Genomic DNA, 21,036 nt, shown 5'->3' on the forward strand with positions numbered 1-21,036 from the left:
CCTTTGCACGTCTTAGTGAGGATAAAATCATCACATTACATGTGACATACTGTTTATTTATCCTAAAATAGAGCTAAAAAAACCAATGGAAAAGGAGGAAGGCTCCTGACTTCCTCCCCCATTATTCACAATTCTTATTATAGCCCTTTTGATGCAACGTAGTCGACTAGATCTACTACACGGTTAGAATAACCCCACTCGTTGTCGTACCAAGAAACAACTTTAACCATGTTACCGTCAATGTTCATTGTAGAAATTGCATCTACAATTGAAGAATGAGGGTTACCATTGTAGTCTTTTGATACAAGTGGCTCTTCGCTGTAACCAAGATAGCCTTGTAGGTCACCTTCAGCAGCTTCTTTTAGTGCAGCGTTAACTTCATCAACTGTTACATCTGCGTCTAGTTCTGCTACTAGGTCAACGATTGATACGTTTGGAGTTGGTACACGCATAGCCATACCGTTCAACTTACCATCAAGCTCAGGAAGTACTAGAGATACTGCCTTAGCAGCGCCTGTTGAAGTTGGGATGATGTTTTCAGCAGCTGCACGAGCACGACGATAATCTTTATGTGGAAGATCAAGAATTTGCTGATCATTTGTGTAAGAGTGAACTGTTGTCATAAGACCACGCTTAATACCGAACTTGTCGTTCAATACTTTAGCAACTGGAGCTAGACAGTTTGTTGTACAAGATGCATTTGAAAGGACGTGATGGTTATCTGCATCGTACTTATCTTCGTTTACACCAAGAACAACTGTGATGTCTTCGTTCTTAGCTGGAGCAGAAATGATAACTTTTTTAGCGCCTGCTTCCATGTGCTTAGCAGCGTCTTCACGGTTCGTGAAACGACCAGTAGATTCAACAACAACCTCTACGCCAAGGTCTCCCCAACCAAGTTGTGCAGGGTCGCGCTCAGAAAGAACTTTGATTTCAGATCCGTTAACTACAAGGTTCTCACCGTTAACTTCAACTTCTACATTTAGTTCTCCGTGGATCGTGTCATACTTCAAAAGGTGTGCTAGCATGTTAGCATCTGTAAGGTCGTTAACTGCAACGATCTCTACATTTGGGTTGTTTAGTGCTGCACGAAATACGTTACGACCAATACGTCCAAAACCATTAATACCTACTTTTGTTGCCATTGTATAATTCCTCCTTGAATGTTCCTCGTTTCCCGAGGTATCTAATAATTTTATTTATTAAAGGGAAAATCCCTCTAGTAACGCTTTTGCTGCTCCCTCATCAGTGACGAGGGTGCTTTGAATACCAGTTTTCAGATAAGCTTCAATCGCATTTGCTTTTGAATGGCCACCTGCAACTGCAATAACCAGTTCACTTCGTTCTAAATCTTCTAGCTGTAATCCAATGGTCTTCACCTTGTGTACAACGTCTCCGGATTGGTTGAAGTAATATCCAAACGCCTCCGCAACAGCTTGGTTTTCTTCGATTTTCTCTAAAACCTCAGTTGTTGATTTACGCCGCACAGCCATTGTTTTAGCATCTCCAATCCCATGAACCACAATACTGGCAGATTTGATAATTTCAAGGATTTCCTTGACGCCTGGTTCTTCGATTAATGATTGGTATGCTTCTTCACTAAGCTGATCTGGAACGTGAAGCAAACGATAATCTGTATGGGCTTTTCGTGCCATCTTCGCGCAAATCGTGTTAGCCTGGTTTTCAACCTGTTCACCTAGACCACCACGTGCCGGTACAAATAGTGTTCCATCCGTATCTTGCGAGGGAATCATCATATCAGCAACACTCGCGAGCGTGGTACCGCCAGTAACAGCTATTACCTTACTTTGAAGCTGAAACCTTTTGAGGCGTCCCACTGCGGCTCTGCCCATTTCTTTCTTTACCCAGGGAGTAACATCGCTATCACCGGGTACAATAAGTACTTCTGGAATACCAAGTTTGTCTTTCAACCGTTCTTCCAGATTATCTAGACCAGAAACTTCGTTCATAACAGGTTCGAGCTCCATTAATAGTTGCTCACCTTCCTCAGTTAGCTGCATGCCTTGAATCGACATGTCGATCAAACCTTGATCTTTCAGGAAAGTCACTTCACTCCTAAGAACTCTTTCTGTTATATCCAGACTGTTCGCGAGACTTCTGCGTCCAATAGGTTGCGTGAGTCTCAGCTGCCTGAGAACACGATAACGCTTGTTCATGACTTCTAGAAGGTCTGGCAATAATTTTTGTTGAAGTGCGAGTAATGAGCGCATTGTTCGTCTCCCCTGCAGTTCTTTTTATCTTCATGAGACGTATTATGTCCCGGTTAGACATTTTCAGTCCCACCTGAATCAAAAAAAGAACGTCTTACAATTTTCATTGTAGCAGTTGCCAACTGCATGGGCAACTATGTTATACTGAAAATTTTAAAGTAAGCGTTTTCTTACGTTATTCCTTGAAACTCGACCATAATCAATGATTTCCCCGTCTACTTCAACGACCGGAATCATCACCATAAACTTCTCGAGCAATGCTTCGTCCTGATAAATATCAACCGTTTCGATCGTGAAATCTACTTCGGTTTGAAGATCCTCAAGAATCGCATAAGCTTCATCACAAAGAGCGCACGTCTCTTTCGTGTATAACATTACCGTTTTACTCATCACTTAAACCCCTTTCCTACCATCATTCTAACCTTTAACCAAAAGTGAGCGCAAAAAACAGCTGCGTTTGCAGCTGCTATGAAAAACGTTTCCTTCTAGATGAGCCAGGTATACTTAATTCTTCACGATACTTTGCGATCGTTCGTCTCGATACCTTAATCCCTCTTTGTATATGAAGAGCCTCAACAATTTTCTGATCTGACAGTGGCTTCTTCTTATCTTCTTGTTCGACAAACTCTTTGATCAAGATCTTCACACTAGAGGATGACGTTCCTCTTTCCGTTTCTCCACCTAGGCGTGACGTGAATAAGTCTTTTAGCGCAAACAACCCTTGAGGTGTTTGAACGTACTTATTCTTAATTGCTCGACTGACTGTTGATTCATGGACACCTGCCTCAATCGCGACTTCCTTAAGCGTGAATGGTTTTAGTTCGCTAAGCCCAGTTTTAAGAAAGTGGACCTGCCGCCTTATGAATACCTCCATAATGGACCGAAGCGTTTGTTTCCGTTGTTCAATGCTCTTTATCAGCCAATTGACTTGCTTGTATTTCCCTTTAATATAGTGAGCTACTTCGCCTTTATTGAACGATTGGTATGCATCGCTTATTTTCATAGATGGTAGATCATCATCTAGTAACTTAACCGTGTAGTTCCCGTTAATTTCTTGAATGATGATGTCCGGGGAAACGTAATGTGGTTTCTCCGTGTACCACTTTGAACCCGGCCTTGGATCAAGCGTAGCGATAACATCCGAGGCCAATTGTATATCTTCAAGTTTCACCTCATACTCTTTGGAAAGTTCTCGAAACTTCCTTTGTGCTAGCGCTTTCAAATTTTCTGTTACTAGCTTACGAGCAAGGTTATGAATAGGTGTGGTGGAGTGTATCTGTAAACATAGACATTCTGCTAAATTGCGGCCACCAATTCCAGGCTCAAGTGATTGGAGAACATGAAGCGCATCTTTAAATTCATGATCTGTCAATTGAAACTGTGAGATAACCTCTTGATCGCGCGTTCGTAAATACCCAGTTTCATCTATATTATCTATCAAATAATGGATAACGTTTGCTTGATGATGAGATAGGTTCAAACATCGCACTTGTTCATGAAGCTCGTCGTTCAAACTTTTCCCTCGCTCTGCTACATAGTCTAGCGGATCAGTGCGTTCTCGCCCGAATGCGTTTTTCGAATGAATGCCCACTTCCCATGACGGCGTATGAAGTTCAATAAGAGGATTCTCAAGCGCTTCTTCTTTAATATATTCCATCAACTCTATAGTCGAATATTGAAGAATAGCTATAGCCTGACGCAATTGAGTTGTCATTACGAGTTGCGTTGTCTGTTTTTGTACTAATCCTAATTCCATCGCAATCCCTCCACCTTTATCATACTATATTGATTCAGCTTATGGTATGAGGAAAACGATAATGACCTGAATTTTCAATCATTTACGAAGTGATGTGCCTCCTTTTTATTAAAATGAGCCATATGCCCACTCAATACCCTATTATTCGACATACACTGTTATACAGAGAGAGAAAAGGAGGCAAAAACCATGGATTTAACTGTATATGGTATTGCTTTGCTTCCAATCATCATTGGAATTGTCCAACTTTTTAAGGTATTTGGTTTTCCGGCCAGATTTCTTCCATTGCTTTCAGTTGGAGTTGGAATCGTCATGAGCTATATTTATATTGACCCGGATTTTAAGAAAGCCTTTTTAATTGGACTTTGGCTAGGATTATGCGCTTCTGGTATGCATTCAGGCATAAAGCATACGATGAATGGGGCAAGCAAAAAACCAGTTGACCGAGAAGATGACAAGCCAGTTAAGAAGCAGTAATCTCATTTTCAAGAGTGGACAAGGTTCACTCTTTTTTTTTGCCTTCTTTTTCTTCCTCAAGATCCAACCAACTTAGCATCTCCTTTACAACGTTATTCAGTTTGTTGTTAACGACCTGATCTCCGTACACCTTTTTTGCTTTTTCTATGGTTTCCACTACTATAGGCTCAAACTGAATCAATGGCTCATCTTCTTCTGATTCATTATACAGTTCAACGACCTTCTCAAGTCCCTCAGTAATATGATCAATCGCATCACTTAAAGCTTTACTTTCTTCACGTTTTACCTTCAACTAAACCCCTACTTTCAGCGTGTTTATAGCCTTAGTGTTTGTCACTTTCATCCAAAAAATCACCTTGCAAAAAAAAAACCATTCACGTATAATAATCCTTGCACTTCACATATGCGCCCGTAGCTCAGTAGGATAGAGCGGTGGTTTCCGGTACCACGTCTGTCGGGGGTTCGAATCCCTCCGGGCGCGCCAACTACATAAATGTTAGTCCTCTTCCATACGGAAGGGGACTTTTTGCGTTATCAATGTAATTGATTGAGGGAGTTCTTGACGTCTCATTCGTCTCATAGTATTGTAATACCAAACATATGTTCTTATAGGCGGTGAAGATCATGTTCCGATTAAGTAAAGAGGAAGCAAGTGCTGTTCGGGATTATTTATTGCTTCCTTATGTCAAAAGGGTACTGGAGCTCGATGCTGCATGGATCAATCACTCTAAGATGAAGCTACCACGCCCTTATTTGGAACTGATCAATCAGGCTTTTTCTCTAGCTTCAACAGACCTTAGGGATGCAAAATCAGTTCTCCATAGGCAACACATTACTGCTTCAGTTCAAGATACTAAGAAAGATATCGTCATTTACACAGTATATTGTCGCGGATACAACCAAACGTATCGGTATACATCAGTCCAAATAAGAAACCTAGTCGAGAGAAGGATTGCGGGTTACTTTTTATCTGATCAGCGATTTAAAAAAAGACAGGTTCGTTCTGTTTAAAACGATAGTTAGCGGGGAAAATGGAGGTATGTAGAAGCATCTTATAAGTAGCTACAAAATAAATGGTTAAAAAGAACAGCACTTTATTTGACCTATATTGACCTTTTCGGTATGATGAACCTACAGCAACTACATATTTGAATGAATATAAGGGAGGAATTTTTAATGGTATTAATTCCAACGGTTATCGAACAAACAAACCGCGGTGAAAGAGCTTATGACATCTACTCTCGTCTTCTAAAGGACCGCATTATTATGCTTGGAACGGCAATTGACGACAACGTTTCTAACGCAGTCGTAGCACAGCTTCTTTTCCTTGCTGCAGAAGATCCAGACAAAGATATCTCTCTATACATCAATAGCCCAGGTGGATCAATCACAGCTGGAATGGCGATCTATGATACAATGCAGTTCATCAAACCAAAGGTTTCTACAATTTGTATCGGAATGGCTGCATCAATGGGAGCATTCCTACTTGCGGCTGGTGAGCCCGGCAAACGTTATGCTCTTCCAAACAGTGAAGTTATGATTCACCAACCACTAGGTGGTACACAAGGTCAAGCTTCTGATATCGAAATTCACGCGAAGCGTATTATCCAAATGCGCGAGAAGCTTAACAAGATCCTTGCAGAACGTACTGGTCAACCTCTAGACACGATCGAACGCGACACTGACCGTGACCGTTTCATGGAAGCAAATGAAGCGAAAGAATACGGCTTGATCGACGAAGTTATGGAGAAAAAAGCATAAATAAAAAAAGGTTGCCGTTTCGGCAACCTTTTTTCTTTAATCTTTTTGAATGAACTGAATGAGAGAAGAAACAGCGTCTTCTTCATCATTTCCATCGACTGTAATCACCACAGACGAGCCAGAGCCTACTGCTAGACTCATGATCCCCATAATGCTTTTCGCATTTACCTTCTTACCGTCTTTTTCAAGAAAGATATCCGAATTAAATCGATTTGCCTCTTGTACAAAAAGCGCGGCAGGTCTTGCTTGTAACCCTGTATCTAACGTAACGACAACCTCTTTTTGAACCACTTTTCCATTCCTCCTTAATTCCTAAATCCTTTATTCCCTTATAAGAAAGCGCTATCTTAAATGACGAAAAAAATAAGTATATGTCCTCATTATTCATTTACTATGATCCTACTAACAGGATTCCATTTAAACTGACTTATAAACATCATGAACAGTTATTAGTTAGTTAGAATCAAGGTGTCGTATAGAAAATCAAGCCCGCACCACTTGCGCAGGCTTTTATTTTCTGACACTTATGTTATTGGTTTTCCTGCACGGAGTTTTTCAGCTAACTGGTCGATTTTACGAAGTCTATGATTGATTCCAGACTTACTGATCGCTCCCCCAGTTAACATTTCTCCAAGTTCCTTTAGGGTTACATCTTGGTGCTTAACTCTTAATTCAGCAATTTCTCTTAATTTATCAGGAAGGATTTCTAATCCAACTTCATTCTGAATAAATCGGATGTTTTCCACCTGTCGGAATGCAGCACCAACTGTTTTATTTAAATTGGCAGTCTCACAATTTACTATACGGTTAACCGAGTTTCGCATATCTTTCATAATACGGACATCTTCAAAGTACAGTAGCGCCTGGTGAGCTCCTACTACACTTAAAAACTCTGTGATTTTTTCGCCTTCTTTAATATAGACGATGTATCCTTTTTTTCGCTCAAGCATTTTTGCATTCAGGTCGAACTGATTCATTAGCTTACACAACGACTCAGTATGCTCTTCATACATCGAAAATATCTCTAGATGGTAGGAAGTTTCTGGGTGATTAATCGATCCGCCTGCGAGAAAGGCACCTCTTAAATATGCCCGTTTGCAACATGCTCGCTTTGTAAAATCATTAGGGATCGTTCTCGTAAACATGAACGTATTGTCCATAATTCCGAGGTCTTCAAGTAAATCTCTCGCTTTAGCAGACACTCGAACAATATAGACATTGTTTTTCTTGAGACGCATCTTCTTACGCACAAGTAATTCCACATCAAAATTGTATAGTCGTTTGATAAGCGTATAGATTCTTCTTGCAATCGCAGCATGTTCAGTGGGAATATTAAGGATCAATTGTCTGTTTCCAAATGATATGGACCCGTTCATCCTGATGAGGGCTGCGAGTTCTGACCTCGAGCAACACGGTTTACTTTCGAGCTGTGTTAATTCTTTCTTTGTATCGGCAGCAAATGACATCGCTATCCCCCCTTTACCCTGCAGGGGTCCATTGACCCATTGCCATCATTTCTTATTTTCTAATAAAGATAAAAGAATAGAAGATATTTTGATGGCATCGTGACGTACATACTTCTCATCATATTGAATAATTTTATCACTGATTACTTCAAAACCAAAGCTCTTTAACCTATTTTCGTCATATTGCACAACTTCTGCCTGCTCTTTTGCATAACGCTTTGCGTAATAGGGTGGAATCACTTGTTTGTTTACAATAATCGTTTCAATAAGTTTGTGGTCAATGTGATCAATGAGTGCCTGCACATGGTCACTTGCAGTATAATTTTCAGTTTCACCTTGTTGAGTCATCACATTACATACATACACTTTACGAGCATTTGATTGACTAATTTCATCTGCAATACCAGGAACAAGTAAGTTCGGCAGTATGCTCGTATAAAGACTGCCTGGTCCAAGTACGATTAAGTCAGCGGTTCGAATCGCCTCCAAAGAATCTGGCAAAGCTTTTATTCCTGGAGGTGAAAGGAAAACTTTCTTAATCGTCTTATTCGTTTTCGGAATTTGAGATTCACCTTTTACGAACGTTCCATCGCGCATTTCAGCGTGTAGGACTACACTTTGATTCGAAGCTGGAAGGACTTTTCCTCGCACATTAAGAACGCGACACATCTCCCGAACGCCTTGGACAAAGTCTCCCGTAATGTCCGTCATAGCAGCTAGCATAAGATTTCCGAGCGAATGACCTGATAACCCATTACCATTTTTGAAACGATGCTGCATTAAGCCCTCTAACAGTGGTTCGACCTCAGCTAGTGCAGTGATAACGTTTCGCACATCACCAGGTGGAGGGATATCAAACTCATCACGTAAGCGACCAGAGCTCCCCCCATCATCAGCTACTGTGACGATTGCCGTAATATCGACTGGGAATGTCTTAAGTCCACGAAGCAATACCGAAAGGCCGGTCCCTCCACCAATTACAACGACCTTCGGAAGATTTGTGTCTGTCATATTATTTGTGACCCTTTCCTTTTTCAATATCCCTGTGAGTTATGTTCGTTCGATATTCTGATTCAAAATGATGTCCGATGTGCTCAGCGAAAGCAACAGATCGATGCTTTCCTCCAGTACATCCGATACCGATGACAAGCTGACTTTTACCTTCTCTTTTATATTGCGGAAGCATATAAGCCAGCATATCGATCAGCTTATCCAAAAATGTCTGAGTTTCTTTCCACTTAAATACATAGTTCGATACTTCTTCATCTACTCCTGTTTTCGGACGCAAGTGCTCAACATAATGAGGATTTGGTAAGAAACGAATGTCAAAAACGAGATCAGCGTCAATTGGAATTCCGTACTTAAAACCGAAGGACATCACATTCACACCAAAATTTTCTTTTTCATTAGAGGAGAAACGATCCATGATTTTTTCTCTTAGCTGAACAGGTTTAATATCACTCGTATCAATGATTTGCTGTGAACGTCCTTTTAGCTCTTCAAGCATCTCACGCTCTACTTTTATTCCTTCTAAAGGTAGTCCTTCCGGAGCGAGTGGATGAGATCGTCTCGTCTCTTTGTATCGTCTAACGAGCGCTGAGTCACTAGAATCAAGATAAAGAATTTCAGCGTCTAATTGAGCATTCGTACGCAGTAAATCTACTGCTTCTAACAGATGCTCAAAGAAATCACCGCCTCTTAAATCCATGACTAGAGCTACTTTGTCTAATTTTCCTTCGGAGTTTTCGACCATCTCAACAAATTTCGGTAACAATGCAGGAGGTAGATTATCGATACAGAAATATCCCATATCTTCAAAACATTGCATCGCAACCGTTTTTCCTGCACCGCTCATTCCAGTAATAATGACCATATGAATTCGTTTATCTATAAGTTCGGCCATTCTCCCCACTCCATTTCTCATTTCTCGGATTATTATATGGCAATTGGACGTATTACGAAGGATCTAGTCGATATGAAAGTAATTTGAAGTCAGGTGTGTAGGTAAAGGTTCCATATATAATGCCGTGGCCCTTCATCATGTAATCAAGTATATGGTAATCCCCAGGGGCCATCGGTAGTTCACTAACATCCTCTGAGTTTATCCAAGCTACTTTCCCTTCCGCAGATTGCTCAACGGGCTCTCCATCATATTTAGTGGAGAGGAACGTAAACATCATCCATTCAGATTTAATAACGTCATTCTCTTTAATAATAAACGTAAAGATTCCCTTTAGCTTAGGATCTTTTAAATAAACACCAGTTTCTTCTCGAAATTCCCTAATCACCGAATCTCGGATCGATTCTTCTGATTCCATCTTTCCACCAGGTGCAACCCACCAACCACGTCTTGGCTTTTGTAGGAGTAGTACTCGATTATTAGGTTCATCAAATAATATACAGTTTGTTACACGTTGCACATTTGTCACCTCAATTCGGCATCTTTTTGTACAGGACTTTCCCATTAAACCGTACAATCATCTAAATTTCTAATCATAGTATACTATGATTGCTTAGCATGAACAATGTAAGTGGATTATAGCAAAAAAAGAGCACGGGCTAAAACATGCCCGTGCCAAAAGTAATTATTTAAAAGGGGGTCAAATCTATTTACATTGTACCCCATCATTGTTTCATAGCTGTTACAGCAGAATTAAAAGCTAATTACGCCTCGTCGTAACAGGCACCACCCGCATTTTGTCGAACTTAGACGAGTGTTTTTTTGTTAGCGTCTTCTAGGGTTTCAATGTAGTGCTGAACAGATTGAGCAGCGATACTACCATCACCAGTTGCTGTTACAATTTGACGAAGCATCTTGTCACGAATATCTCCAGCTGCGAAGATTCCTGGCACTTCTGTAGCCATTTGTTCATCAGTAACAATATAACCTTCTTCATTTGTAATGTTTAAACCTTTTACTGCTTGATTCAATGGAAGCATACCGATATAGATAAAGACACCATCTGCTTCAAAGTCTCTTTCTTCTCCTGTTTCAGTATTCACAAGGACAGTCTTGCTCACTTTGCCGTTCTCTCCTGCGATTTCTTTCACAGTGTGGTTCCAAATGAAATCGATCTTCTCATTATCAAACGCACGCTGTTGGAGAATTTTCTGAGCACGAAGCTGATCTCGACGGTGAACGATCGTTACTTTTGAAGCAAAGCGAGTTAGATAGACGCCTTCCTCAACAGCAGAATCTCCGCCACCTACAACGACTAGTTCTTTGTTCTTGAAGAATGCTCCATCACATACTGCACAGTAAGAAACACCACGGCCACTATACTCTGCTTCACCTGGAACACCTAGCTTCTTATATTCTGCACCGCTCGTTACGATTACAGCCTTACCTCGAAATTCCTGGTTACCTGAGACAACGGTCTTGTAGTCTTTATCATCACGGATTTCTTTCACATCACCGTATTGATACTGAGCACCAAATTTCTTAGCGTGCTCGAACATTTTTGTTGAAAGGTCTGGCCCTAGGATATGATCGAATCCTGGATAGTTTTCAACATCTTCTGTATTAGCCATCTGTCCACCTGGAATCCCGCGCTCAATCATCAAAACGTCAAGGTTTGCGCGAGAAGTATAAACAGCTGCAGTCATTCCAGCAGGTCCAGCTCCAACGATAATGACATCATATATTTTTTCACTCATGTGTTTCACTTCCCTCACGTTAAAATCTATTTATATTAATTATTAAAAAGTAATGTTTCTTATCTAGTATGATAACTGATGATAAAAGGAAAGTCTACCAGGTTGCTTACAGATCTCTTTTTGCCAGTAGATTCGTAAGTTTCTTCCGATAAGCATGTACAGTTGAACTAGATATATTAAATACCTTAGCGACTTCAGTTTGAGAAACTTCCATCGCGTTTAGCTTCTTCCACATATATAGCATCGCCGCAGCGATTCCTTTTGAATTCTGAAAGAAGTCTTTATTTCGTTGTAGCTTAACATAGCAAGGTAACCATACGGTAGAAATGAGCTCATGCAATTCTGTATCTGATAAATACGATTGTTCAAGCTCAACGATCACCCGCATACCAGCCGTTACATGTTCAGGAAAGTCACTGTAGCTCTTCATCGTGACAACGTGATCGCCATCTAGAATACTAACTTCTTCCCCAGAAAGAGTTAATGCGATATAGGCAGATAACTCTTTAATAAGGAGTGGTTCATCCTTACTTTTACAGTAGGATTGGAGAAGTGAAGCGCAAGCAGGGTCTCTCTTCGTATAAAGAAGCATTAAATGTGTCATTCTCGCACGATAATCATGCTTCTTCACACTATCCCTTACATCCCTCGGTGCTTGAAGACGATAGTTGATACGGTCAACCGTCAACGTACCTTCATCCAATGCCTCGAGATGAGAACTTGAAATCTCACTCGTCGCATCAAGTTGCTTTATTTTTTCCCAATAGCGTTTTGCCGCTTCAGGTTGCTCAAGGTGAAAAGCAGATACTGCTAGCCAATGATAGAAAGGAACATTCCACTCTGCTCTCGTCACTTCTACTTTTCTTAACCAGTAGTATGCTAACTTATGCTCATCAAGAAAGCCTAGCGTACTACCCAGTTTGTATCGATGGTCCACGTGAATCGGGTAGACGTTCTTGAGCCTTTCGACCATCACATCACGCTTAACGTGCTGTCCAAGGAAATCATAAAATAATGCAAGGTTACAAACCGCGTTTAAATTACCTTCGTTTTTAGTGAGCACAAGATCGAGAACTTGAATCGCATCGTCATACTGCTCGTTATAAAAATAGGCTAGTGCCAAATTGTTATAGGCAGGCCAAAATTCTGTATATACACTTGTCATATTCTCTAAAAGTTCGATTGCTTCTGTAAATCTTCCTGATTCAATCGCACCTCTTGCTTCTTCATGTTCCTGAATGAGGCTCTCTTCGCCAAATTCTCCAGGAACGGTTTCTTCTTGCTCAAATGAAATCAGTTCTACAAGTTCTTCCGCATCTTCAAGAAACTCACCGTCAGGCTCATTAGCGAGGTAAGTATTTGCATGCTTTTCTGCTTGTTGAAACAATCCCATGTGAGCATAATTGTTTGCTAGGAAGAAATAGCATTCATATAAGTCAGGATCAAGATCATCAAGAACAAACGTCAGCCAATTATTCGATGCTTCATATTCGCCTATTTCTGCAAGGACCGCCGCCAATTGACATATATAATCGACCTCTTCGGGCTCAAGCTTCACAGCTCTTTCCAGATGCTGTCTTGCTTTATCAAGGTTCCGCTGTTGATAGGCACGCATTGCCTTCTTAAAAAAATAATCTCCGTTCTGCACGAACGGAATCAACCGGCCTTTTATCTCCGAAGAAGCATGAAGTTCTTTCCTCATGTTTTCCCCCATTACTTTCTAAAAGTAGTTCTATACCAGTCATGTCCGTTCAAAAGTATAACATACATCTGTTTCCAATCGTGTAGGAAAAATCTATGAAAGAATGAATCTTCAAAGACTTGGACAAACGAAAAGACTGCCGGATCATTCCAGCAGTCTCACGAACGTTTATTGCTCTTATTACTTCCACATATTCTCTTTACGTTCCATTAGCTTCTGAGCGATAAACCCAACGCCCATTCCTAGTAAAACTCCTGGCCCTGGATGCCCGAAAAACAGGCCGATTGCAAGACCAACAAATAAGAATCCAACGAACATAGCCGCTCTCTCCTCTTCTTAATCGTCTTTCGTTTACATACGATCAAGAATCAAAAAGGTTTCATGAATTATGTCGCTTTTCGAGAACCTTCAATACATCGTCAAGAGGACACTCTTGTTCACGTAGTAACACCATTAAATGAAACAGAAGATCAGCAGACTCCCACGTTAACTCTTCTTTGTCTCTATTCTTTGCAGCAATAATCACTTCTGAAGCCTCTTCTCCAACCTTCTTAAGGATCTTGTCTACACCTTCTCCGAAAAGATACGTTGTATACGCTCCCTCTGGTCGCTCTGTATGACGCTTAGCAATAATGCTTTCAAGAGTGTTCAAGATCTCATAACGACTCTCAACAGGCTTCGCCTCATCCTTCATCAATGAGTCGGAAAAGCAGGAGTAATCACCTTTATGGCAAGCAGGACCAGCGGGTTTAACGAGCGCTAGTACAGCATCCTGGTCACAGTCATACCGTAGATCAACAACTTCCTGAGTATTGCCGGAAGTCGCTCCTTTATGCCAGAGCTCTTCACGTGAGCGACTGTAAAACCATGTTTCTTTCGTTTCAATCGTTTTCTTAAGAGACTCTTCATTCATATATGCGAGGGTGAGCACTTCTTTGCTTACTGCATCCTGCACGATTGCTGGGACAAGTCCTTTCTCATCAAACGTGATCGTATCTAAATTCATCGAATCGCCACCCCATTATCTTTAAGAAGATTTTTCACTTGAGACACTGATGTTTCTTTGTAATGGAAGATCGAAGCAGCTAGAGCTGCATCTGCTTGGGCCACGCGGAAGACCTCTATAAAATCTTCCCCTGATCCAGCTCCTCCTGAAGCAATGATTGGAATCGTTACTGCTTCTCCAATCGCTTTCGTAAGTGGTAGGTCAAATCCTTTCTTACTGCCATCTGCATTCATGCTTGTAAGTAGGATTTCGCCTGCACCCATTTCCTGAGCTTTTTTCGCCCACTCGATTGCATCCCACTCTGTTTGGGTGCGACCGCCATGGGTGTATACACGCCAGGCGTTTAATTCAGGCTCCCACTTTGCATCGATCGCTACGACCATACACTGTGTCCCAAAATAATCTGCGCCTTCGCTAATCAATTCAGGTCTTAATACGGCTGCTGTGTTCATCGAAACTTTGTCAGCACCTGCGCGCAACACACGCTTCATATCTTCTAACTTATTGATACCTCCCCCAACAGTAAATGGGATCGCAAGCTCGGCAGCAACTTGGCGAACAACATCTACCATCGTTTCTCTACCTTCGTGAGAAGCAGAGATATCTAAAAACACAAGCTCGTCTGCGCCCTCTTTGTCATATACTCTCGCAAGCTCTACGGGATCACCCGCATCACGAAGACCGACAAACTGAACACCTTTAACGACTCGACCATCTTTCACATCGAGGCATGGAATGATCCGTTTCGTTAACATGTCTAGACCTCCAGAGCTTGTTTTAATGTGAATTTGTTCGTATAGAGGGCTTTTCCTACAATTGCGCCGCTTATTGATTCACTTCTGCTGCGAAGGTTTGAAATGTCCTCAAGAGTACTCACACCACCAGAAGCAATCACTTCTTTACCAGTAGCCTCACCTAGTTCAGCGATTGCCTCAACGTTAGGACCTGAAAGTGTGCCATCCTTTGAAATGTCTGTGAAAATAAAGACTTCAGCACCATGTTCAGCAAGCTCCTTGCCAAGGTCTACAGCTTTAATTTCAGATGTCTTCAACCAGCCTTCAACCGCAACGTATCCGTCACGTGCATCGATTCCAATCGCAATCTTCTCTTTATAACGAGAAAGCATTTTTTTAACAAAATCCGGATGTGAGATCGCACTGCTTCCTAGAATAACGCGATCGACTCCGTTATCAAGGTAATAAGCAACATCTTCTTCAGTTCGAATTCCACCGCCAATTTGAACCTTTGCATCTAGCTCTTGAGCCACTTTCAGAACATGATGGTCGTTGATTCTTTTTCCTTCTTTCGCCCCATCAAGATCTACCATGTGAATCCATTCTGACCCATCGTTTGCAAATTTATTTGCCATTTCAAATGGAGAATCTCCATAAATTGTTTCCTGATTATAATCTCCCTGAAGGAGGCGAACACATTTCCCTCCGCGTATATCGATTGCTGGATAGATGGTAAAGGTCATTCTATACGTCATTCCTTTCCACATATTCTGCATAGTTTTTTAGAATCGTTAGACCTGCATGACTGCTTTTCTCAGGATGGAATTGTGTCCCAAATACATTTCCTTTTCCAACTACTGCTGGAACTTCTTCGCTATAATCAGAAGTTGCGAGGAGAACATCACGGTTGTCTGTATCAACGTAGTAAGAATGCACGAAGTACACATGCTCATCAGATACTTCATTTAAAAGGAAAGAACCTGGCTGTTGTCTCTTCAGTTTATTCCACCCCATATGAGGGATTTTGTAAGCTTGACCCGATTGGTCTTTGTATGGGAACTTTTTCACTTTACCAGGTAAAAATGAAAAGCCAGGCGTCTCTCCATTTTCAACACTTCCTTCAAAAAGAAGCTGCATTCCAAGACATATTCCAAGCAAAGGTTTTCCTGCCTCAACTTCTTTTTCGATAAATGTTTTTAAACCACTCTCAACCAAGATCGCCATCGCATCTCGAAATGAACCAACTCCAGGTAGCAACAAACCATTAGCTTTTGCTAGCTCTTCTTCATCTTCTGAAACGAAATAATCGAACCCAAGTCGCTCAAGCGCTTTACTAACACTATATAAATTCCCCATCCCATAGTCGATAATGCCGATCATTACAGCATCCCCTTTGTGGATGGAACGCCTTTCACACGCGGGTCAAGTAGTGTAGCTTCATCTAACGCGCGCCCTAGCGCTTTGAAAATCGCTTCAATAATGTGGTGTGTATTATGACCGTAGTGAACGATAACATGAAGATTCATACGCGCTTCAAGAGCAAGCTTCCAAAGGAATTCATGCACGAGTTCAGTATCGAATGTGCCAACGCGATCGGCTGGTAACTCAACGCGATATTCAAGGTGAGGGCGATTACTTAAATCAACAACTACTTGTGCAAGAGCATCGTCCATCGGAACAAATGCATTCCCATATCTTCTAATTCCCTCTTTTGTTCCTAAAGCTTGACGAATCGTTTCTCCAAGACAAATTCCAATATCCTCTGTCGTGTGATGATCATCGATTTCAGTATCACCATTCGCAGTTAATGAAAGATCAAATTTCCCGTGTTTTGTAAATAGATCTAGCATATGTGTTAAAAAAGGAACTCCTGTCTCTAATTCTGACCTTCCTTCTCCATCTATATCGAACGTAAGATTAATAGACGTTTCAGAAGTCTCCCTTGAAATTGAATACGTTCTTTCCTCAGTCATCACATGTCCTCCAATCGAAGTTCAATCGCTCGTGCGTGAGCATCTAGGCCTTCCAATTTAGCAAGCGCCGCAATACTGTTTCCGTTCTTCTGTAACGCCTCTTTACTATACGAGATTACACTCGACTTCTTAATGAAATCGTCAACGGAAAGTGGACTTGAAAAGCGTGCGGTGCCATTTGTCGGTAATACGTGGTTTGGGCCAGCAAAATAATCACCAACAGGTTCCGAGCTATACGGTCCTAGGAAAATCGCTCCAGCATGACGGATCTTGCCTAACAGCGCCATTGGATTTTGAACAAGTACTTCAAGGTGCTCAGGCGCAAGTTCATTCACCGCTTCAACTCCACTCACAAGATCCTCCACTACATAAATTACACCAAAGTCTTCAATAGACTTTGAAGCTATATCTGCTCGAGGTAGCTGCTCGAGCTGCTCGCTTACTTCTTGTTGAACAGATTCCGCTAGTATCATTGAATTCGTTACGAGTACTGCACTAGCGCGCTCATCATGCTCAGCTTGTGACAATAAATCTGCAGCGACATAGGAAGCTTTTGCGCTATCATCAGCAAGGACAACGATTTCACTCGGTCCTGCAATCATATCGATATCAACGAGACCAAACACTTCTCGCTTTGCGAGCGCAACGTAGATGTTTCCTGGACCTACGATTTTATCAACAGCTTGAATCGTCTCTGTTCCATAAGCAAGTGCAGCTACCGCTTGTGCTCCACCTACTTTGAAGATTTCTGTTACACCTACTTCATTTGCGGCTACTAATACGCCTGCTGGCACTTTGCCATCTGCATCAGGAGGAGTAACCATTGCAATTCGTTCTACGCCTGCAGCAGAAGCCGGGATCACATTCATCAAAACTGATGAAGGATACGCTGCTTTTCCTCCAGGGACATACACGCCAACAGAATCTAACGGCGTTACTTTTTGCCCTAACATACTACCGTCTTCTGATGTTGTGAACCACGACTGACGGCGCTGTTGTTCATGGAATGTTTTGATATTAATAGCTGCTTGTCTAATAACGGAGACGATGTCATCGGACACCTCATTGTAAGCTTCGTTTATTTCATCAGTAGAAACACGAAAATCGTGCAAATCTGCTCCATCAAATGTTTTCGTAAACGTTGAAACGGCTTGATCGCCGTTTGTTTTCACCTGGTTGAGTATCGATAGAACAGCCTCGCGCTGTTCATCCGTTCCTTCTTCGATCGAACGTTTTATCGAAACACCTTCATTCATATTAACGATCTTCATAGTCATCTACTCCTTCAACAACAGCCGACAAGCGTTCTACCATATCATCGATCACCCGATCCTTCGTCCGATAACTAACAGGGTTAACGATAAAACGTGATGTGATCGGCTCAATAAATGCGGTTTCCATGAGGCCGTTCTCTTTCAATGTCCTTCCTGTCGATACAATATCTACAATTCGATCAGCTAGCCCGATAAGAGGAGCAAGTTCAATCGATCCGTTTAGCTTAATGATCTCTACTTGCTCACCCTGTTCTCTAAAATAATTGGATGCAACATTCGGATATTTCGTAGCGATTTTTGGTGCTACACCCGTTAGAGGCTTGTCCGTAATGCCAGCAACAGCGAGGTAACAACCGCTAATTTTCAAATCTAACACTTCGTAGACATTTCTCTCTTCTTCAAGCATAACGTCCTTACCGGCGATTCCTACATCTGCAACACCATGTTCAACGTATGTCGGAACATCCATCGGTTTCGCCAGTATAAAACGCAAATTCTCTTCTTCTATTTCAAGGATTAGCTTTCTAGAATCATCAAATTCAGGGGGTAATCTGTAACCAGCTTTACGAAGTAAGCCAACTGCTTCTTCGAAGATTCGTCCCTTTGGCATCGCCATCGTTAGCATTACATCGTCCCCCTTCCGTTCTTACCGATCATATAAACGACATCTTCAAATCCTTCAGAATATGCATCGAGGTCTTTTATGCCGCTTAATTCTTGCATGACGACTTTTTCACCCTTCGAACGTCTTTCTGTAGCTTGTTGAATCGCTTCTTTTTTTCTTTCCGGACTAAAGATAATTGCTGCCGGAAGCAATTCTTCTCGCTTAGGGTTCAGTGCTTCAGTAAGATGATCAAGTCTTATTCCAAACCCAGTTGCTTGAGCTGGACGATTAAAACGAGATAACAACTCATCGTAACGTCCCCCATTGCTGAGAGGCACACCAAGGTTATTTGCATACCCTTCAAAAACAACGCCTGTATAATAGCTCATATGGCTGACGAGAGTGAAGTCAAACTTCACTCGATGAGCGACACCGTAAGAGTCTAACGTATCTAAAAGTGTACGAAGGTCGCTTAGCACCTTCTCCCCTTTATCAGTTGGAAGGAGTTCGATCGCCTCAGATAGCTTCGAGCCATCCCCTCGTAAAGTAAGAAGTGCCATCAGTCGTTTTTGATCGATACTTGAAAGCGCCATTTCTCTCACATGTCGGCGATACCCTACATAGTTTTTTTCATATAAGAATCGTCTTAGCGTTGCAGCACGCTCTTCATTTCCTACGATCGACAGAAAGAGCTCTTGAATAAAACCTACGTGGCCGATCGCAATCTGGTATTCCTCTAGTCCTGCTTTGTTCAAAACTTCAGCCATCAATGCAATAACTTCAGCATCAGCACTTGTTGTTCCGTCACCTATCAATTCAACACCGATTTGTTCAAACTCAGCAGGTTTTCCACCTTCATCCTCCTGGGCTCTAAACACATTCGAATCATATGCAAGTCTAAGTGGAAAAGGTTCATGCTTTAAACTAGATGCAGCAACCCTCGCGATTGGCGCTGTCATATCAGGCCGTAATACAAGAGTTTTACCACGTTGATCAAGGAGTTTGAACAATTGCTGATCGAGAATAGCCGAAGCATCTCCAACGGTTTCATAATATTCTAAAGTAGGGGTATTCATAAAACGGTAACCCCATGTTTCCGTAACGCCTTGAATTCTTTGTCTGATGTTTGTTTTTAGGTCATATAATACCGGTAGCGTATCACGCATACCGAGTGGCTTTTCAAAAACAAATGGTACTGTCATCAATTGCACCCCGCTTATACTTTAGTTCGCTAACATACTAACAAGATGAAGTTAATTGTAGTTTACATCTCTAACTATTCAACGTCAACATATATGAAAAGACTTCCCTATAACGATTTTCTCTAATCTGAATTTTACACAACAATGAACATGAACGAAGGGTTTCCTTCTGATAAAGGAAATCTATAATAGAAATTGGTTATTCTATTGAAGAGAGGATAGAATTTTACCTACTTTAGGCGAAAAGCCTGCAATGTGCGGGTATTTTTGTTACAGTAACGAAGGGAAACACATATCGTAATAAGTAAACCGCAGAAAGTAGGCGAAAACATGATACAACGAAAAACAAACCGAGAAATTCAGCTCATGAAAGAAGCCGGGGAACTTCTTGCGGCCTGCCACAAAGAGCTTCGAGCTTTGATCAAGCCGGGAGTTACAACCTTACAGCTTGATTCATTCGTAGAAGACTTTCTTGAGGAACACGGTGCGACACCGGAACAAAAAGGCTATCAAGATTACCCATTCGCTACATGTGCATCCGTTAATGATGTGATCTGTCATGGATTTCCTAACGACAAGAAACTTGAAGAAGGCGATATCGTTACGGTCGACATGGTCGTTAATTTAAATGGTGCACTAGCTGACTCAGCATGGTCATATGCTGTAGGTAAGGTTTCTGACGAAAAACAGCTGCTTCTCGATACAACGAAGAAGTCTCTCTATGTTGGGATAGAACAGGCGGTAATCGGAAATCGAATCGGTGACATCGGCCACGCTATTCAACAATATGCTGAAGGAGAAGGCTTTGCAGTCGTTCGTGACTTTACTGGACACGGAATTGGACCAACACTTCACGAAGAACCGATGATTCCACATTTCGGTCAACCTGGAACGGGCATTCGTTTGAAAGAAGGCATGGTCATCACGATTGAGCCAATGCTTAACACTGGCGTTCCTTACAGTAAAATCGACGAAGACGGCTGGACTGCTCGTACAATGGATGGCTCTCTATCTGCGCAATATGAGCATACCATTGCGATTACGTCAGAAGGGCCAGTTATCCTCACTAGTCAGGACGACGAATAACAAACTGAATCATCATCAAAAGGGACGCACCTTAAAACAAATCATAGCGCCAATCCGGCACTGTTTTGTTTAAGGTGCGTCCCTCTTATTTATTAGATTTATTTCAC

Annotated in this window: 25 protein-coding genes and 1 tRNA gene; 5 read left to right on the forward strand and 21 right to left on the reverse strand. The window is 41.6% G+C overall.

Annotated features, from left to right (window positions below; genetic code table 11):
- Positions 1-137: 137 nt before the first annotated feature.
- From gap to rpoN, 4 genes are all read right to left on the reverse strand, one after another.
- The gene (gene gap / locus LCM09_RS05795; RefSeq protein WP_224879481.1) at positions 138-1,145 is read right to left on the reverse strand and encodes a type I glyceraldehyde-3-phosphate dehydrogenase; all 1,008 of its coding nucleotides are present in this window, start codon (positions 1,143-1,145) and stop codon (positions 138-140) included.
- Positions 1,146-1,202: 57 nt separating this feature from the next.
- Positions 1,203-2,231, reverse strand: a complete 1,029-nt coding sequence (locus LCM09_RS05800) for a sugar-binding transcriptional regulator (protein WP_224879483.1) — start codon at positions 2,229-2,231, stop codon at positions 1,203-1,205.
- 153 nt (positions 2,232-2,384) lie between these two features.
- On the reverse strand, positions 2,385-2,621 hold the full coding sequence (locus LCM09_RS05805) for a glutaredoxin family protein (RefSeq protein ID WP_224879485.1): 237 nt from the start codon (positions 2,619-2,621) through the stop codon (positions 2,385-2,387).
- A 76-nt stretch (positions 2,622-2,697) separates the two neighbouring features.
- Positions 2,698-3,987 carry an RNA polymerase factor sigma-54 gene (rpoN, locus tag LCM09_RS05810; protein WP_224879487.1) on the reverse strand — a complete coding sequence of 430 codons (1,290 nt, stop codon included), beginning with the start codon at positions 3,985-3,987 and terminating at the stop codon, positions 2,698-2,700.
- Positions 3,988-4,176: 189 nt separating this feature from the next.
- Between rpoN and LCM09_RS05815 the strand changes: the two genes are divergently transcribed.
- Positions 4,177-4,464, forward strand: coding sequence for a hypothetical protein (locus LCM09_RS05815; protein WP_224879489.1), 288 nt, complete (start codon positions 4,177-4,179; stop codon positions 4,462-4,464).
- 25 nt (positions 4,465-4,489) lie between these two features.
- On the opposite strand, the gene LCM09_RS05820 is transcribed toward LCM09_RS05815, so the two are convergent.
- Positions 4,490-4,756 (reverse strand): atypical membrane-integrating protein (Mistic protein), encoded by a 267-nt coding sequence (locus tag LCM09_RS05820; protein WP_224879491.1) that lies wholly within the window; start codon positions 4,754-4,756, stop codon positions 4,490-4,492.
- Between the two features lie 113 nt (positions 4,757-4,869).
- Between LCM09_RS05820 and LCM09_RS05825 the strand changes: the two genes are divergently transcribed.
- The 3 genes from LCM09_RS05825 to clpP all read left to right on the forward strand — a co-directional run bounded on the left by LCM09_RS05825 (position 4,870) and on the right by clpP (position 6,225).
- Positions 4,870-4,948: transfer RNA gene (locus LCM09_RS05825), tRNA-Arg, on the forward strand.
- 140 nt (positions 4,949-5,088) lie between these two features.
- Positions 5,089-5,475 carry a YhjD family protein gene (locus LCM09_RS05830; RefSeq protein WP_224879493.1) on the forward strand — a complete coding sequence of 129 codons (387 nt, stop codon included), beginning with the start codon at positions 5,089-5,091 and terminating at the stop codon, positions 5,473-5,475.
- Positions 5,476-5,640: 165 nt separating this feature from the next.
- Complete coding sequence (gene clpP / locus LCM09_RS05835; RefSeq protein ID WP_224879495.1) at positions 5,641-6,225, forward strand: ATP-dependent Clp endopeptidase proteolytic subunit ClpP; 585 nt, start codon at positions 5,641-5,643, stop codon at positions 6,223-6,225.
- A gap of 36 nt (positions 6,226-6,261) precedes the next feature.
- On the opposite strand, the gene LCM09_RS05840 is transcribed toward clpP, so the two are convergent.
- The 16 genes from LCM09_RS05840 to LCM09_RS05915 all read right to left on the reverse strand — a co-directional run bounded on the left by LCM09_RS05840 (position 6,262) and on the right by LCM09_RS05915 (position 19,843).
- A complete protein-coding gene (locus LCM09_RS05840) occupies positions 6,262-6,516 on the reverse strand; it encodes an HPr family phosphocarrier protein (protein WP_224879497.1) in 255 nt (84 codons plus the stop codon).
- Positions 6,517-6,749: 233 nt separating this feature from the next.
- A complete protein-coding gene (gene whiA, locus LCM09_RS05845; protein ID WP_224879499.1) occupies positions 6,750-7,691 on the reverse strand; it encodes a DNA-binding protein WhiA in 942 nt (313 codons plus the stop codon).
- Between the two features lie 45 nt (positions 7,692-7,736).
- Positions 7,737-8,702, reverse strand: a complete 966-nt coding sequence (locus tag LCM09_RS05850; RefSeq protein WP_224879501.1) for a gluconeogenesis factor YvcK family protein — start codon at positions 8,700-8,702, stop codon at positions 7,737-7,739.
- A gap of 1 nt (position 8,703) precedes the next feature.
- On the reverse strand, positions 8,704-9,594 hold the full coding sequence (gene rapZ / locus LCM09_RS05855) for an RNase adapter RapZ (protein WP_224879502.1): 891 nt from the start codon (positions 9,592-9,594) through the stop codon (positions 8,704-8,706).
- 52 nt (positions 9,595-9,646) lie between these two features.
- A complete protein-coding gene (locus LCM09_RS05860) occupies positions 9,647-10,120 on the reverse strand; it encodes an 8-oxo-dGTP diphosphatase (protein ID WP_224879504.1) in 474 nt (157 codons plus the stop codon).
- A 277-nt stretch (positions 10,121-10,397) separates the two neighbouring features.
- A complete protein-coding gene (gene trxB / locus LCM09_RS05865; RefSeq protein WP_224879506.1) occupies positions 10,398-11,348 on the reverse strand; it encodes a thioredoxin-disulfide reductase in 951 nt (316 codons plus the stop codon).
- 106 nt (positions 11,349-11,454) lie between these two features.
- Positions 11,455-13,050: a tetratricopeptide repeat protein gene (locus LCM09_RS05870; protein WP_224879508.1), complete on the reverse strand. Its 1,596-nt coding sequence runs from the start codon at positions 13,048-13,050 to the stop codon at positions 11,455-11,457.
- Positions 13,051-13,230: 180 nt separating this feature from the next.
- Positions 13,231-13,368 (reverse strand): hypothetical protein, encoded by a 138-nt coding sequence (locus LCM09_RS05875; protein ID WP_224879510.1) that lies wholly within the window; start codon positions 13,366-13,368, stop codon positions 13,231-13,233.
- A 61-nt stretch (positions 13,369-13,429) separates the two neighbouring features.
- Positions 13,430-14,056, reverse strand: coding sequence for a bifunctional phosphoribosyl-AMP cyclohydrolase/phosphoribosyl-ATP diphosphatase HisIE (hisIE, locus tag LCM09_RS05880; protein ID WP_224879512.1), 627 nt, complete (start codon positions 14,054-14,056; stop codon positions 13,430-13,432).
- Entirely contained in the window at positions 14,053-14,811 is a 759-nt protein-coding gene (hisF, locus tag LCM09_RS05885; RefSeq protein ID WP_224879514.1) for an imidazole glycerol phosphate synthase subunit HisF, read from the reverse strand. The genes hisIE and hisF overlap by 4 nt, the downstream gene beginning before the upstream one ends.
- 2 nt (positions 14,812-14,813) lie before the next feature.
- Positions 14,814-15,545, reverse strand: coding sequence for a 1-(5-phosphoribosyl)-5-[(5-phosphoribosylamino)methylideneamino]imidazole-4-carboxamide isomerase (gene hisA / locus LCM09_RS05890; protein ID WP_224879516.1), 732 nt, complete (start codon positions 15,543-15,545; stop codon positions 14,814-14,816).
- Complete coding sequence (hisH, locus tag LCM09_RS05895) at positions 15,535-16,170, reverse strand: imidazole glycerol phosphate synthase subunit HisH (RefSeq protein WP_224879519.1); 636 nt, start codon at positions 16,168-16,170, stop codon at positions 15,535-15,537. The genes hisA and hisH overlap by 11 nt, the downstream gene beginning before the upstream one ends.
- Positions 16,170-16,763, reverse strand: coding sequence for an imidazoleglycerol-phosphate dehydratase HisB (gene hisB / locus LCM09_RS05900; RefSeq protein ID WP_224879521.1), 594 nt, complete (start codon positions 16,761-16,763; stop codon positions 16,170-16,172). The genes hisH and hisB overlap by 1 nt, the downstream gene beginning before the upstream one ends.
- Positions 16,763-18,034, reverse strand: a complete 1,272-nt coding sequence (gene hisD / locus LCM09_RS05905; RefSeq protein WP_224879523.1) for a histidinol dehydrogenase — start codon at positions 18,032-18,034, stop codon at positions 16,763-16,765. The genes hisB and hisD overlap by 1 nt, the downstream gene beginning before the upstream one ends.
- Positions 18,021-18,662: an ATP phosphoribosyltransferase gene (gene hisG / locus LCM09_RS05910; protein WP_224879525.1), complete on the reverse strand. Its 642-nt coding sequence runs from the start codon at positions 18,660-18,662 to the stop codon at positions 18,021-18,023. The genes hisD and hisG overlap by 14 nt, the downstream gene beginning before the upstream one ends.
- Complete coding sequence (locus LCM09_RS05915; RefSeq protein ID WP_224879527.1) at positions 18,662-19,843, reverse strand: ATP phosphoribosyltransferase regulatory subunit; 1,182 nt, start codon at positions 19,841-19,843, stop codon at positions 18,662-18,664. The genes hisG and LCM09_RS05915 overlap by 1 nt, the downstream gene beginning before the upstream one ends.
- Positions 19,844-20,173: 330 nt before the next feature.
- On the opposite strand from LCM09_RS05915, the gene map reads away from it, so the two are divergent.
- Entirely contained in the window at positions 20,174-20,929 is a 756-nt protein-coding gene (gene map / locus LCM09_RS05920; protein ID WP_224879529.1) for a type I methionyl aminopeptidase, read from the forward strand.
- Positions 20,930-21,036: the final 107 nt, after the last annotated feature.

Source organism: Guptibacillus algicola, assembly GCF_020171805.1.
Taxonomy (GTDB): Bacteria; Bacillota; Bacilli; order Bacillales; family Guptibacillaceae; genus Guptibacillus; species Guptibacillus algicola.

What these genes read in the sequence shown, in the direction of transcription:
- hisG (WP_224879525.1), bottom strand. Translation starts at nt 18,662, where the DNA reads ATGCTAACGATGGCGATGCCAAAGGGACGAATCTTCGAAGAAGCAGTT.
- LCM09_RS05800 (WP_224879483.1), bottom strand. Translation starts at nt 2,231, where the DNA reads ATGCGCTCATTACTCGCACTTCAACAAAAATTATTGCCAGACCTTCTA.
- hisIE (WP_224879512.1), bottom strand. Translation starts at nt 14,056, where the DNA reads ATGAATTTAGATACGATCACGTTTGATGAGAAAGGACTTGTCCCAGCA.
- hisH (WP_224879519.1), bottom strand. Translation starts at nt 16,170, where the DNA reads ATGATCGGCATTATCGACTATGGGATGGGGAATTTATATAGTGTTAGT.
- hisB (WP_224879521.1), bottom strand. Translation starts at nt 16,763, where the DNA reads ATGACTGAGGAAAGAACGTATTCAATTTCAAGGGAGACTTCTGAAACG.
- LCM09_RS05915 (WP_224879527.1), bottom strand. Translation starts at nt 19,843, where the DNA reads ATGACAGTACCATTTGTTTTTGAAAAGCCACTCGGTATGCGTGATACG.
- hisD (WP_224879523.1), bottom strand. Translation starts at nt 18,034, where the DNA reads ATGAAGATCGTTAATATGAATGAAGGTGTTTCGATAAAACGTTCGATC.
- trxB (WP_224879506.1), bottom strand. Translation starts at nt 11,348, where the DNA reads ATGAGTGAAAAAATATATGATGTCATTATCGTTGGAGCTGGACCTGCT.
- hisF (WP_224879514.1), bottom strand. Translation starts at nt 14,811, where the DNA reads ATGTTAACGAAACGGATCATTCCATGCCTCGATGTGAAAGATGGTCGA.
- clpP (WP_224879495.1), top strand. Translation starts at nt 5,641, where the DNA reads ATGGTATTAATTCCAACGGTTATCGAACAAACAAACCGCGGTGAAAGA.
- rapZ (WP_224879502.1), bottom strand. Translation starts at nt 9,594, where the DNA reads ATGGCCGAACTTATAGATAAACGAATTCATATGGTCATTATTACTGGA.
- gap (WP_224879481.1), bottom strand. Translation starts at nt 1,145, where the DNA reads ATGGCAACAAAAGTAGGTATTAATGGTTTTGGACGTATTGGTCGTAAC.
- LCM09_RS05875 (WP_224879510.1), bottom strand. Translation starts at nt 13,368, where the DNA reads ATGTTCGTTGGATTCTTATTTGTTGGTCTTGCAATCGGCCTGTTTTTC.
- LCM09_RS05850 (WP_224879501.1), bottom strand. Translation starts at nt 8,702, where the DNA reads ATGACAGACACAAATCTTCCGAAGGTCGTTGTAATTGGTGGAGGGACC.
- map (WP_224879529.1), top strand. Translation starts at nt 20,174, where the DNA reads ATGATACAACGAAAAACAAACCGAGAAATTCAGCTCATGAAAGAAGCC.
- LCM09_RS05815 (WP_224879489.1), top strand. Translation starts at nt 4,177, where the DNA reads ATGGATTTAACTGTATATGGTATTGCTTTGCTTCCAATCATCATTGGA.
- LCM09_RS05805 (WP_224879485.1), bottom strand. Translation starts at nt 2,621, where the DNA reads ATGAGTAAAACGGTAATGTTATACACGAAAGAGACGTGCGCTCTTTGT.
- LCM09_RS05870 (WP_224879508.1), bottom strand. Translation starts at nt 13,050, where the DNA reads ATGAGGAAAGAACTTCATGCTTCTTCGGAGATAAAAGGCCGGTTGATT.
- whiA (WP_224879499.1), bottom strand. Translation starts at nt 7,691, where the DNA reads ATGTCATTTGCTGCCGATACAAAGAAAGAATTAACACAGCTCGAAAGT.
- hisA (WP_224879516.1), bottom strand. Translation starts at nt 15,545, where the DNA reads ATGACGTATAGAATGACCTTTACCATCTATCCAGCAATCGATATACGC.
- LCM09_RS05830 (WP_224879493.1), top strand. Translation starts at nt 5,089, where the DNA reads ATGTTCCGATTAAGTAAAGAGGAAGCAAGTGCTGTTCGGGATTATTTA.
- rpoN (WP_224879487.1), bottom strand. Translation starts at nt 3,987, where the DNA reads ATGGAATTAGGATTAGTACAAAAACAGACAACGCAACTCGTAATGACA.